Here is a 14,382-nt window from a genome sequence, read left to right on the forward strand (position 1 = left end):
GAGATTGCATTTGCAATAAAACTATTATTATTTACATTTTCTAGATTGTATTTTAAACCTGTATAATTAAACAGTATTCATATTCACATAACTACTCATATTAGGCGGAGGAGGTGGCGGTACTGAATCACGGTTTTTGCTCCAAAATTTATTCCAACTTCTGCCCCAGCTTTTAAAGTTTAGGTTTTTCGTATACCCTATTGCAGTTGGCCCGGAAAGAATTTCCGTGCTATCGTTGCGCTACTAATTCCAATAACGCCCATTTTTTTGCAGCACCTAACCAAAGATTTATCATTTTAAAACTCCTTATATAAATAATATGTGAGTCCCATTATTACAACGGATGAAAATAAATATATATCCGTAAGAAATGATAATTTACCTAATGAATATTTTTTATTTTGAAGAATCGATTCCCCTTTCTTCGTAGTTACATAATAATAGTAATTTATAACAAATAAACCTATTTGAGTTGTTAAATAATAAACTGGAAGATTATAGTTGTTAATCATTTTTGTAAAAAAAAGAAAAACATTTAGCAAGCTAAGTAAATTATTTGTTTGAGAAAAAGAAATAAAACCAATCACTGGTGCCTCAGGGAAAGCATTATGTCTGGTACTAGATAAGTATAAATTATAATATAAATATTTGTAAAGCTTCATTGTATTTATGTTTTTTTATATAACTAATATCCGTTTAGAGAATTTTAATAACCAAGATTCTGGAATAATCTTTCTTGATCTAATCTTACCCAACCTCCTCCTGATTAATAGTATTTATACTCATATAAGTACTCCTATTAGGCGGAGGAGGTGGCGGTCCTGACTATCAAAGAATGATAGCCTTTATAAAAAAAACAGTATTCTTAATTTTAGTACTCCTTGTAAAAATAATATGTTAAAACCATAGCGAAAAATGATGAAAGATTATAAATACTAAGTAAAAAAGAATATTTGCCTAAAGAATAGGAGTTATCCTTGATTATGATTGCACCATTTCCTTTTTTAGTAAAATAATAATAATTACTAAAATAAAATAAAATAGGTGCTATAAGTGCTATTTTTCTAACATCATAATCAATATCCATTCTGGTAATAATCATTATTATATTAGTTAATGTTATTAAATTACTAGTTTGTGTAAAAGATAACATTGCATATACTGGTATTTCAGGCACAGCATTTTTTTTTAAACTTTTTAGAAAAAAATGATAATAAATTAATTTGTAAATTTTCATAACTTTATTCTTTTAATATTTTACTCTCATACCAGTCATTTTCTCTTTCTCGATTCTTATAAATTGTAGAATTCTTTCCAAAAAAGAAATTATTATATGCTTCTGAATTTGTCACCCATGGTCCTAAAATATTCCAACCGATTGTCCAACCAATTCCAACAACGTTCCCTTTTGCTGCGGCTAACTCAAGACCAACATAGTTACCCGTGCCTTCTCTAACCGATCCATAATAATCACCTTTGAAATAATTATCTACAGCTCCATAATAGCCAACATAGCCGCCTAAAATATTTGCATATCCACCAAATTTGGAGGCTAGTTTTACACCACTAGCTTTAGCTTTAGCAGTTTGAACAAATGAATAGGATATATTACCTCTTGTACCTCCTTTAAAACTGTCAGTCCATGAGGTGTACATACCTTTGTAATTTACTGCAAAAAATCCTTTTGGGGCATCATTATAAAACTTTACAACAGATAATTCATTCATAAGCCCACTAGCTCCTCCCAATAAACTAGCTGTTGTAGCTAAATTGTTATTTGTTGTAGAATCTCCAAGATCAATATAATGGCTCAGATTAGGTGGAGGAGGTGGTGGTCCTGAATCACGATTTTTTTTGCCAAACAAATTCTTAAGGCTTATTTTTTCCTTTACCCAATCTTTAATGCCCCAACTATCCCAATTGTCTACTATAAACTTAATCCCGTTTCCTATACCTGTTTGTTCGGTAGGAGTGAGCTCACAATCTACACAATCTTTACCGTTTCCTGAGGCTTTATTCCCGCTAGGATCGGTGTATTTTAATGGGTTGTTTAGGGCATATTCCTAATTAACCCCGCTCCCGCACGAATTATTTCGTGCGGGAGCGGGCGGGCAATTTTAACGATATTGACTCCAATCTATCTGACTCATTAAATAAAATGAAAAAATCAAGTTGCTGACTATAAGCAAGATTATTCCAAATACAATCCAACCTCCAATTCGATTCTTTCTCTTAGAATAATTTGCAAATTCTGCATTAAATTGTCTCCAATTATCTTTATAGTCTAATGTGAAATAATTAAACACATAAATTATGATGGCAGGTATATAGACAATAGGCATTGAAATCAAAAGTTGTATGCTTATTTTTGTGTAAATTTTGTAATATGCTAATAATGAAAAGAATATCCATGCTTCTAAAGCAAGCATAACAAGACCTGCTTTGTAAAATGTAAGAAATTTACCCCCAGATAATTCTGAGGTATATTCTATAGAACGGTAAATCTTATAGAAAAAATAATAATAACTTTTTTTGATAAATTTCATAACAATTATTGTTTCAATGCCCCTGGAAAGGCTTGGTAATTTGGATTTATAGCTTTGTTTTCACGATATAACCTTTCTTGATCTATTCCTAATCCTATCCAACCTCCTCCTGAGCTTGTATAAAAAGCATCTATACCGAAATAAAGCATGGAAGGAATTGCTGCTAGGGTACCTCCCCAAGTTCCCATAGCTCCCATGACAGTATTTAATCCCGCTTTTGCTGGATGAACAGCATTTTGTGAATTTGGATCCTCCATGTAAGTCAATACGCCAATACCATCCAAAAAAATCCCGGCATAAAAAGAGTTTCTGCCTAACGTACCTGCCCATTGCCCAACTTTAGATATAGGAATTGTAGCTTTTGTCATTGGAGCCTCTCTAAATAAACTAAGGTTTCTGCCTGTTAACTGGTAATTTCCTGAAACACCTCTCCTGATACCTTCTACATACATTCGTTCTGAGTTTAGTGTTCCTTTAACAGCTCCTAAGGTAGAAGCAGTCGCAAAAGCCCAATTTACTTTACCACTTGGCTCATACCAATTTACTGAATTTAAATTACTTATTCCCAATTGCCCACCTGAATAATTAACAGTATTCATATTCACATAACTACTCATATTAGGCGGAGGAGGTGGCGGTCCTGAATCACGATTACGATTCTTTTTGCCAAACAAATTCTTAAGGCTTATTTTTTCCTTTACCCAATCTTTAATGCCCCAACTATCCCAATTGTCTACTATAAACTTAATCCCGTTTCCTATACCTGTTTGTTCGGTAGGAGTGAGCCCACAATCTACGCAATCTTTCCCGTTTCCTGAGGCTTTATTCCCGCTAGGATCAGTGTATTTTAATGGGTTAATAAGTTTATATTCCTATTAACCCATACCACACGAAAGGATTCGTGCGGGAGCTGGGAATAGCATGTTTTAATGGATAGTTCATGTCATATGTTTATTTGCACAATAATAAATCTATAAAAAACTAAGCATAATTAGTTGGTTTTTTTGTTTAGATGACAACACTGATTGAACTTCTTTATTACTCTTATAAGAAGAGTGTAGTTCTTTTTATATTAAAACTCTATAAGTTTTATAGACACGACCCATAATTTCAAACCAAGCCAAAACACCTTCATCGATTAACTTAGCTAATTCATTTTCGATATATACAGAATCGTAATTTAATTTACTATAATCAGGATGTGTTTTAATAAATTCTGAAAATTCCCATAATGAAAATTCAATTTCATCTTTTACAAATATTGATATATCATACGCATAAGTTACACCATCTTTTTCCGCGGTACATCCAGTGCCGTGAAACCTATACTCAATGTCATCTATAACACCTTTTTTTTCAAAGAGATACCCCGCTACTTCACATGGGTTTCTATCTATATTGTATTTTATTTTCAGAGAATTTTCAAAACCCCTTATAAAAACCACATAATCGATTAAAATTTGTTTCATATAAAATTATTTAAAAATGTAATCCCGCCCATATTTCTTCCATTTTAATACCAAATTGATGATACATCTTTGCCCCTGTCAATTCAATAGCTTCTATAGTCTCACCTGATCTTATTGCAGCAGTAATCCTGTGGTGTCCATTCAGAATATATCTTTGTCCATTATGAAGATAAGTATAAACAGGTCTTATATAAATAGACGGATCACCAGCTTTCATTTTACTTATAATTTCAGCAATTGCGACCTCACTTTGTGCAGCTCCATTATAAAGTTCTGTGCTTTTTAAAAGCTTTAAACCTTCTCCTGAATACTGGACAAACTTCATTCCTCCTCCTCCTGAAACAAAACCTAAAATACCATTTCCTCCTAATGTGCCAGGCCTATCTGAAAATATTCTTTTAAGCCATGGTAAATTTTCCCACTGTTTAACTGTAAGGCCATTTCCGTTTATTGGTACTGAATACTTGGTAAAGTGTAAACTCTGATTACCTGAAGTATTCATATTCACATAACTACTCATATTAGGCGGAGGAGGTGGCGGTTCTGAATCACGATTACGATTCTTTTTGCCAAACAAATTCTTAAGGCTTATTTTTTCCTTTACCCAATCTTTAATGCCCCAACTATCCCAATTGTCTACTATAAACTTAATCCCGTTTCCTATACCTGTTTGTTCGGTAGGAGTGAGCCCACAATCTACACAATCTTTTCCGTTTCCAGATGCTTTATTCCCACTTGGATCGGTGTATTTTAATGGGTTGTTCATTACATACCCATACTGGTTATAGTTTTGGGTATTTGTTGGATCCTGTACATAATTATCGACAGATAAGAATCGATGCAACATCGGGTCGTATAATCGGGCATTCATATTAATAAGCCCTACACTTTGTAGGTGTTCATGTCCTGTATACCCTCGATCTAGCACTGTTAATCCAGGAAGGTTATTTCCTGCTCCATCCTGTACTTTGCTTATTTTACCCCATGCATCATATAGTCGCTTCTCGATTACTGTACCATTAGCATCGCTAATTGCCATAATACTGCCTTGGTAATCGCGATGTAAATATAAATAATTTGGAGTATTGGTACCGTCGCTTTTTGCTATTATTGGTGCCGAATATCCATCTCCTCCTACGTAGGTTATAAATTCTAGTGCTCCGGTTACTCTGTTCTCTTTTATCTCCATACTGCCATCGGTAGCATAATGTTTCCTTAATGGTTTTGATGCTTTATCGCTGTCGAGGCTGCCATAAAACATAGAGCTGCGCTGGTTGTCGTCGTTATAAGTAAAGTTTATTTTGTCGACACCTGTTTCTTCTATTTTTACCGGGCTTTTAAAAGCATTATAATCTACAATGAGTTTTGGATCTTTACTTCTAAAAACATCATCGGCTCTATGTAAGGTTATCTCATCAAAAAAAGCTTCGCCCGTACCCATTTGTGTACCTAATACATCTAAGCGAATTCTTAATTGCTTGATATTGGCTGGTATTATAAACGTTTTTGTTACATATGTGCAGCCAATTGTATTTTTTGTAGTAAGGAATTCGCTTTTTAAAGGAACTGTTTCATTATTTTCGTATTGCAGTAAACGTACTTCTGCCTTGGGTCTGGTAGTATATATCCTTGCCGAAAATGTGTATTTGGTATCGATTGTATTGTTTATTTGAATTATTTTATCGGATGTTACCGTATTTGTGATATTGGGACCTGATGTAGCTAATTGTAATGTAGAATTCCCGACACAACCAGATTGTGTAAATGTAATTTTTTGCGGATCATAGGCATCTGTAGTCCATCCAGTTCTGTCTTCCATCCCGTCATAAAATACGATTGCTCTATCAGCATAATATTTTAGAGCCTCTGGTGTTAAATCGATAGCCGTATTTTGATAGGGCTTGCTGCTTTCCTCATAAAGATATGTTCCTAAGTTATTATCTTTTATCTTTCCTGATACTTCATAATTTTGAGTTTCCTGCTTGCCATAGCTATTGGTAAATTCGGTTAATCGTTCCAGATCATCGTATTTAAACGATTCGGTCCAATTGCCAAAAGTACTATTGGTACGACTGTCCAGGTTATCAGTGTTTTTATCAAACGCTGTGGTAAGTGTTATGATATTACCTGCAGGGTTGGTTGTTTTGTCATGCTGTATTTTTTTTAGATATCCATTACTATCATATTCATTGGTCATCTTTATGCCGTTGCCAATAGTATTCTCTAATATTTGTCCTTTGGCATTTAATGCATTGGTTTGCCACAATACCTGCGATGTGGCATTGTCGAGTATTTGGTACAAAGCGCCATTCTGGTATTTATATTTTGTAGCTACAGTGCTCGATTTAGTTCCTATTTCGGCTTTCTTGGTTTCTATATCTATTCTTCCTAGTCCATCATAGGTAAATGTTTTTGTGAATTTGGCATAGCCTACTTTGTCTTCCACAATTGTTACTACTCTTTTATAATCGGGATCATAAGTAAGTGTGGTAATTATTGTATTGAATCCTGGAGCTTCCAGTTTGTCTGTAAATGTAATTACGGTTGGTAATTTTGTTGCTTGATCATAAACATAGTTCGTCTCACTATTAGTAAATGGCCCAGTAATCGTTTTTTTAATTGGTTTTCCTGTAGCATCGCGCTCAATGGTGGTTACTATCGAGCCGTTTTGAGTAGTCTCAGATCTTAACTCTCCAAAGTCATTGTTCTCATAAACAAAAGTTCCAGCTGTAGGATCGATTAATTTGGTTTTACGTCCCCATCCATCTTGTTCCATTTTAATAGTTGTACTATTATAACTGGTTTCTTTTAAATTCCCATTGGCGAAATATTTGTAATTGATGATTCCTCCTGTGTTTTCCTGTACAGAGAGGATGTTGCCTGCTGCATCTCTTATGGCTGTTTTGTTTTTTAATCCATCGTTAAAGGTGGTTGTTAATCCAGGATAACTGGTAGTCGTAGATCTTCCTGTAAATAGTATTCCCTCTACAGCTCTGCCATAACTGTCAAACTTAGTCTCGTTCCATTGTGTAGGAGAGCTACCAAAATAAGGCTCGCTTACTTTATAACTGCGATCATAAATATCATATAAATAAGAGACATAAGACATTTTTCCGTTTACATCTTTTATACCTGTTTTTATAGTTCTGCCCAAATCATCCATAATTTCTTCTGTATAACTGCCATCGGAGAGGTCGCCAATAGTTCTGAAAATGGTTTCTTTTTCATTTTTAGTATACGAATAGGAAACTGTTTTATTTAATTTCTCATTTTTGGCAGTTAGTTTTTTAAACCATTTATCATAGGTGTACGAAGTAGTTATGCCATAAGCATCGGTGACATTTTCTAATGTTCCGTTGTTTGGGTTGTTTACAAATTTGGTTTCCAGTCGTTCTGCATCGATAACTTTCGTTAAGAATCGTCCCGATGCATCATATTGATAATCGGTAACACGAGCCGCAAGTCCTGGGGCAGATATCGTCTTCTTGGTAACATTCCCAAAAATATCATAACTATTAGCTTCGGTTATGGTATTGGTGGCTGTTCCTGTTTTTTCAATTTTCTCAAGTAATTGAGCTCCATTATAATAATATACTTCCTGACTTGTCATAACATCTCCCGTAACGGTTATGCTTTGATTTTTAGTTTTTGGCCTGCCTACAATATAAGGGGTTGGAGAAGATTCATATGTTACCTCTTGAACATTCGTTTGCACAACAGTATTTCCCTCTTTTAGTATAGTTGTCGATTTTGTTGGGTTATCATAAACATCATAATTAGTATTTGTTTCGCTATTAGTATTCTCTAAACCATTGTACTCTTTAGTATTTATATTTTGGAGTTTAAAGACTTTATTCGCTAATAAATTACTTTCGTAAGTCATTATCGATTTTGTAATATAATTAATCGGTGTATTACTAGATGCATTTGCCTCTGGGTTTACTTTGGCAGTAAAGGTGCTTCCTTGTTTTATCGTTGTATCGGGTTTAAGAATAATTTGCTGGGTAGCAATCAGATTGTCTGCATCTGTTACGGTATAATTGCCTTCTTTTACAATTGATTTAGCAGTTAGAGTACCGGTAGGTAATAATAAAGGAGAGGCTATGCCCAATACAGTATAATTTTCAGTATTAGCGCTTCTTAAATCGATATCAAATTTTGACATGCTTGATATAATAGGTTGCGAATCATCATGCCAATTGGTACGCACTGTTGAGCGAAATCCCATAAATCCCTGTCCTTCATAGTTAGTAACTGCTCCATAATAAAGGAACAATTTCTTTTTCCTGACAGATGCACTTTCTTTTTCTACTTGTGTTACAATTTGAAAATTGGGAGAAGCTACAATATCAAAATTAGGATATTTCTCTGTTAACATACTAGAGGAATAAACTTGATTGTAATTTGTTCTATAGGTAGGATCTAGTGATTGATATGATATTGTTTCTTTGACACCATTGCCTGTAGTAATTGTTTTTAGCAAACGGTCTCTACCTGAATCTTTTGATGAATCAAAAAAATGAAGTTTATTGTTATTAATAAATGCAATTTCAAATTTTGGTTTTTTACTATCTACCATAGGCAAATAAATAGGTAGCGCATACTGATCAACATTAGGTATTAATTGTTGGATCCATTCTAATGGATAAAATGAATTAGTATCGTCTTGTACATAACATTTAACTGCTAAAGCCCCCAATGTAGTAGAGTTGCTAGAACTTCTTACTACTACTAAATCGGTTTTTCCATCTTTGTCAAAATCAGTTGTTATGTAATTAAAAGAATTATAAGGATCATTTGCTTGAAACGAATCGGGATACGTTTTTGTTTCTTTATTAAAACCGGTTCCAGTAGCTGAGTATCTATACCATTCTCGATACGCAACACCTCTAGGAATCATAAAATCGGTTTTACCATCACCATTGTAATCTCCCATTAATATAGGCATATTAATCATGATATTAATATCGGTTGTGGTGGTTTTGAACAACAAAACAAATTTATTCTTGTCATCCATGCCATAGACACTTACTATTCCCGCGTTAAAAACGTAAATATCCGTTTTGCCATCGCCGTTAAAATCGCCAGTTTGTACTATACTGCCTTTTGCTATAGGGATTTTACCTGCATTGACTACAAAATCACTGGTTAATCTCCTGTCTAAATTCACAAAATAAGCAGTTCCTTCACGAGTATCGGGATAACTCATAAGCCTATCACCATTACAAACTTGAGTAGTATAGTAGTAATTTTGTTCCAATGCAACGATATCTGTTAATCCATCGCCATTAAAATCTCCGCTTATATAGTTTTTAGGGATGTCTACCTTAACTTCAAGTTTAGGTCTGCTTTGTACACAACTCATTGGATGCGCATTATAATAAGTGAATTTAGGAAATGTATATTGCTTTTCGTAAGGAGTAGTAATTTGGGTATATAAACTAGTAGTATAAGTGCTAAATTTAGTAACATTTGTAGAGGCATCGGTTTTTATCACTGTCCAGCCTTGTTGTGGTGATAATTTATAATCCTGATTTAAAAAAGAAACGGCAAAAATCTCTTCAAAATTTCCAATAGGATGCTCCACTCCAAAATTATAAATGGTTTGATTGGTTTGACTTGGATTTATACCTGAAAAAAGCCAGTATTTAGTTTTTGCTTCTGCCGTTTTAGTTGGATAAAGTAAAAAATCCATATTACCATCTCCATCAAAATCTCCTGATACTGTTGCGGAATTTAATGACGTAATTGCTCCAAGACTTAGGGCTGCAGGATTTGACGAATATCTTATAGAGTTACTTGTGTTATCGTAAGTAAAAATAGTAGGATTATAATTTATAAGCCCATCACCACTTTTTTCGGTAATACGTTCTAATTGTTCGTATCTGATAGATGAAGTCTCGGGATGTTCCAGCTTGTACTGTCTATACCCAACACCATTACCAAATACCTTAATTTCGCTCAATATCGTGTTATTTAGAAGTTTATGTCCTCCTACATAACTTTCTTCATGTATTTTTCTTGGTTTATATATAAACTGAATTTCGTTTATAGATGCTTCTGTTGTTCTTGATCCATATTTTATTGAAGCAATATTCAATGTATTATTGGTTAGCACATATATATAATTTATCCTGACACCTTGAGCATTCTCCCAATAAGTAATAGACCACTCCGTTATGGAACGTGAATCGGTAGAGATGCCATAAGAAGCCTTTGAACCATCTGGATATTCTATTCTAAAATAAGCAGGTCCATAATTGGCTCCATTAGGATGTACTCCATAAGAGGTTATTTTTATATTGGAGAAATTTTCGGTTTCATAGACAGTTTCATTTGCTCCATAGATTCCAGTTTTAACAACAAGACGTTGTCCGTCCAGAGCAAAACGATCTTGGGCATTAAGAGATACTGCACCAACTCTGTCATCATGAAATTTAGATGCAGGAATTCTTGTTATAGAAGATACTCCCGAGATATTCCAGCCATTACCAGCCATTCCGTTACCTCCCTGACTATTATAAACTAAGCTTATTTGTGGTACAACACCATTAATACCAGGCGGTACTGCAATAGGAATTGCATAAGTAGCCCCTCCAGATAATGAAACTGCTAATTCACCTTCAGTTATTCCAACTTCGGTAGAATTACCTGTAGAGGTTTGTGCTACTGTAAACAGAGTAAATCCGAGAAACGCAAGAGTAAAGTATAATTTCTTCATAGCTACTATTGTTTAATTATCTTAATTGTTTTTTGTTCTCCACTGGTATAAATCAATGCAACCATATATACTCCGGCAGGGTAATCCTGGAATGCTATATTTTGAGTGTTTATATTTTCTGTCTTGAAAAAGGTTTTTAGGAGTTGTCCGTTCATAGCATAAACCTGAATTGACGAAACGGTATTGTCATTTGCGAGCTCCCATTTGAGATATAATTCTTCTCTCACCGGATTAGGGTAGTAGGAAATAAAGTCTTCTGAAGAGAATTTTAACAAATCATCTTCGACCAAGGCTTCAATTTCTTTTATTTCATTGGAAGGTTTAGATTGGCAATTAATGCACAATACACGACTTATTTGATTACCAGCATTATCATAACTAAATGTGAGTTTTTGTTGTGCCTTTGCTGTTATCGAAACACCTAAAATTATAATAACAATGAATTTTCTCATATTTATTTTATTAAATTATAATTAATAACTTACAATTGTCTAATTTATAAAATATTGTGTAAGAATATTATTATTTTGTTGAATAAATAAAATAAGCGCTATTTTATATTCATTCTATTTAAGGGGAGGCGATTTTGCTATAATAATAAGAATGCTGTTATAGTAAAAGTGCTGAATTATATAAGTGCATTTTTTTGCCAAACGTTTTGACCATGGTAATTTGAATTATAGAATTGATTATTTTTACCTGAACTTATTAATTATATTATGAAAAAAATGACCTTTTTGTTGCTGTTTTCTGTTGGGGTAACCTTTGCACAGAACAGTGAAAGCAAGATAAAATTTACAGCAAAAATCTCTAACAGAAACAGCGATACGCTTGTTATTAGAGGAAAAAATAACTTTAAGCAAGTTATTCCGATAGACAAGAAACAAATTTTTGTGGCAACATTTGATGCGCCTAAAGGATTTTATCAATTTTCGGATGGAACTGAGGCATCAAGTCTTTATTTAAAACCAGGTTCGGATATTAACTTGGTAATGGATGCTAAATTATTTGATGAAACGATTGTTTATAAAGGTAAAGGAACTAACGAGAGTAACTTTTTGGCTCAATCGGCATTGGCAGATGAGAAATTTCAGGAAGAAGCTTTCGCAAAAGAAGCTTTAGAGTTTGCAAATCTTTTGGAAGTAAAGAAGAAAGCTGATTTAGCAAATATTGAGAAAGGTGATTTTGATCCTGAATTTAAAGAAGCGGTAAAAAAATCATTAGAAAAATCACATGCTTATGCACAGGAAGCTTATGAAAATGCTGCTAAGACTAAAAAACTGAATGGAAAACCTTCTCCTCTTTTTGATTATGAAAATTATAAAGGTGGTAAAACAAAGCTTTCTGACTTAAAAGGAAAATATGTTTATATCGATCTTTGGGCAACTTGGTGTGGACCTTGTAGAGCAGAAATTCCTTTCTTGCAAAAAGCAGAAGAAAAATATCATGGTAAGAATATTGAATTCGTAAGTATTTCTATTGATAAGGTTAAAGATCACGAAAAATGGAAAAAGTTTGTAAATGATAAAAAATTAGGAGGGACACAATTATTTGCAGATAAAGATTGGGAATCTGAATTTGTGGTAAATTATGGTGTAAATGGAATTCCTAGATTTATCTTGCTTGATCCAAAAGGAAATGTTATAAATGCTGATGCACAAAGGCCTTCTTCGCCTGATCTTTATGTTGAGCTAGATAAATTATTGAATTAAAAATCTTATTAATTCCTAATGTGCTGATACATTGATAAGTATTGCTTTTAAACACACTTTTAATTTCCAATGTTAAGTTTTTACTCAATGTTACCAAATTGTTAAGTAAAAGTTTTTTTAATGTAAAGTATTAGTTATATTTGTTTATAGATTTTAAAACATTAATAACTAAAGATATGAAAAAGTGTGTGATTTTAGTTGCAATATTGTTCTCTGGAATTTTAGTTGCACAAGAAACTAAGCCAGTATTAGAAGCTGTTGGACAAAAAGTAAAAGCTACTTATTACTATGAGAATGGTAAAGTTCAACAAGAAGGTTTTTTTAAAGACGGTAAATTAGATGGTGTCTGGGTTGCATTTGATGAAAATGGAAATAAAAAATCGACAGGATTGTACGCGAACGGTGAAAAAACAGGTAAATGGTTTTTCTGGAATGGATCTAATCTTAGTGAAGTAGATTATTCTGATAGTCGTGTAGCATCAGTTAAAAACTGGAAACAAGACGCACTTGCAAACAGAAACTAAGACTAATTATAAAACCAAGAAAGGTTGTTCAAATTTTGAACAACCTTTTTTTTGTGCTTATTTTTTTGATGATTTGCTTTTCTTATTCCTTCCGTACCAGATGATAAATCCTGTTACGGGTAATGATGCTGCTATTAAACTAGCGATAAAAGCGATTATCTTTCCTGGTAAATCCAGAATCTGTCCTGTATGAATACCATAATTCATTTCGACCACTTGCAAACCTAAACTCTTTTTCTCAAAAGGGTCGCTCTGTATCAATTCGCCATCATAAGGATGGAAGTAATAATTGCTTTGTTGGTCATATCGTAAAGAATGAGGATAGGCACCAGTATTTATAACATCTCCTTTTTGTTGTGGAATCATTACATAGAACATTTCGGCTTCTGGGTTTTTTATCATAGTTTGTACTAAAGCACGATCTATGGCTGCAGATGTATTATAATCAAACTTTGTGGTGTCGACAACTGGAGCTTTAGTTTCTAAAGCTTTATCGCCACCAAAGTTGAAGGTTTTGTAAATTCCGTCGCCAACCCATTCGTAAGTAAAGGTTAAACCTGTTATCGCAATTATTGCAATGATTATAGAAATGTAAAAACCAGACGTATTATGCCAGTCATAATTAACACGGCGCCATTTGGCAGACCATTTTACACTTAAGCTACGTTTGATGTCGCTTTTGCGTTTAGGCCACCATTGGATTATTCCAGTAATTAATAACAGTATAAAAATAATAGTCGCACCGCCAATGATATGTTTTCCTATATAATCGGGTAGGAGTAAGTACAAATGAATGTATTCGACGATGATGAAAAAGTCAGTTTCGGGATTTTCCGTTTTTAGGTATTCTCCTGTATATGGATTAAAATAAAGGTATAAGTTCTCGGTGTCGGAATAGGTGTAAACAATCGCTGAGCGGTCTTTTCCGTAAAAGGAAACCATGCTCGATTTATAGTTAGGAAGTATCTCTTTGGCTTTTTCCTGTAAAACCGAAGGGAGCATAAAGGGTTTGTTTTGTGGCTCAACCAAACGCCATTCTTTACGAGTAATATCTTTTATCTCATCGTGAAAACAAAAGATACAACCTGTAATGCTTACAATAAAAACAATAAGTCCAGAAGTTAATCCGAGCCATTTGTGTATAAAGCGTATTTTTTTCTTAAAACCCATATTTCAATTTGCGAAAAGACAGCATTGTATCTTTTATTTAGAATTGTTAGCAATAGGCAAAAGTAGATTCTAAATGTATAACCCACAAATTATATCGATTTATTTTGGATGACTGTCTTTGTTTTGTCCTGAAATAAGCATTGTCTAAAAAAATGGAACGCGGATTAAACGGATTCGCTTACGCGAAAACGCGGATAAAAACGGATTTTTTGTATTGCTTTAAAAAATCCGTTTTTATCC

At 33.5% G+C, this 14,382-nt stretch carries 10 protein-coding genes; 2 read left to right on the forward strand and 8 right to left on the reverse strand.

Annotated elements, in window-relative coordinates; all coding sequences use genetic code 11:
- Positions 1-871: 871 nt before the first annotated feature.
- The 7 genes from ACJ6WR_RS11425 to ACJ6WR_RS11455 form a co-directional block, all read right to left on the reverse strand.
- A complete protein-coding gene (locus ACJ6WR_RS11425) occupies positions 872-1,237 on the reverse strand; it encodes a hypothetical protein (protein ID WP_409417854.1) in 366 nt (121 codons plus the stop codon).
- 4 nt (positions 1,238-1,241) lie between these two features.
- Positions 1,242-1,865, reverse strand: coding sequence for a hypothetical protein (locus ACJ6WR_RS11430; protein WP_409417855.1), 624 nt, complete (start codon positions 1,863-1,865; stop codon positions 1,242-1,244).
- Positions 1,866-2,117: 252 nt separating this feature from the next.
- Positions 2,118-2,546, reverse strand: coding sequence for a hypothetical protein (locus ACJ6WR_RS11435; RefSeq protein WP_409417856.1), 429 nt, complete (start codon positions 2,544-2,546; stop codon positions 2,118-2,120).
- Between the two features lie 5 nt (positions 2,547-2,551).
- Positions 2,552-3,220 (reverse strand): hypothetical protein, encoded by a 669-nt coding sequence (locus tag ACJ6WR_RS11440; protein ID WP_409417857.1) that lies wholly within the window; start codon positions 3,218-3,220, stop codon positions 2,552-2,554.
- A gap of 393 nt (positions 3,221-3,613) precedes the next feature.
- Positions 3,614-4,015, reverse strand: a complete 402-nt coding sequence (locus ACJ6WR_RS11445; RefSeq protein WP_409417858.1) for a DUF6896 domain-containing protein — start codon at positions 4,013-4,015, stop codon at positions 3,614-3,616.
- A gap of 10 nt (positions 4,016-4,025) precedes the next feature.
- Positions 4,026-10,736: an RHS repeat-associated core domain-containing protein gene (locus tag ACJ6WR_RS11450; protein WP_409417859.1), complete on the reverse strand. Its 6,711-nt coding sequence runs from the start codon at positions 10,734-10,736 to the stop codon at positions 4,026-4,028.
- A 5-nt stretch (positions 10,737-10,741) separates the two neighbouring features.
- Complete coding sequence (locus ACJ6WR_RS11455) at positions 10,742-11,188, reverse strand: T9SS type A sorting domain-containing protein (RefSeq protein ID WP_409417860.1); 447 nt, start codon at positions 11,186-11,188, stop codon at positions 10,742-10,744.
- Between the two features lie 267 nt (positions 11,189-11,455).
- Between ACJ6WR_RS11455 and ACJ6WR_RS11460 the strand changes: the two genes are divergently transcribed.
- Both ACJ6WR_RS11460 and ACJ6WR_RS11465 read left to right on the forward strand, forming a co-directional pair.
- A complete protein-coding gene (locus ACJ6WR_RS11460; protein WP_409417861.1) occupies positions 11,456-12,448 on the forward strand; it encodes a TlpA family protein disulfide reductase in 993 nt (330 codons plus the stop codon).
- Positions 12,449-12,624: 176 nt separating this feature from the next.
- Positions 12,625-12,972 carry a toxin-antitoxin system YwqK family antitoxin gene (locus ACJ6WR_RS11465; RefSeq protein WP_035618195.1) on the forward strand — a complete coding sequence of 116 codons (348 nt, stop codon included), beginning with the start codon at positions 12,625-12,627 and terminating at the stop codon, positions 12,970-12,972.
- Between the two features lie 57 nt (positions 12,973-13,029).
- On the opposite strand, the gene ACJ6WR_RS11470 is transcribed toward ACJ6WR_RS11465, so the two are convergent.
- Entirely contained in the window at positions 13,030-14,142 is a 1,113-nt protein-coding gene (locus ACJ6WR_RS11470; RefSeq protein ID WP_409417862.1) for a PepSY-associated TM helix domain-containing protein, read from the reverse strand.
- Positions 14,143-14,382: the final 240 nt, after the last annotated feature.

This window comes from Flavobacterium sp. PS2 (genome assembly GCF_046250155.1).
GTDB lineage: Bacteria > Bacteroidota > Bacteroidia > Flavobacteriales > Flavobacteriaceae > Flavobacterium.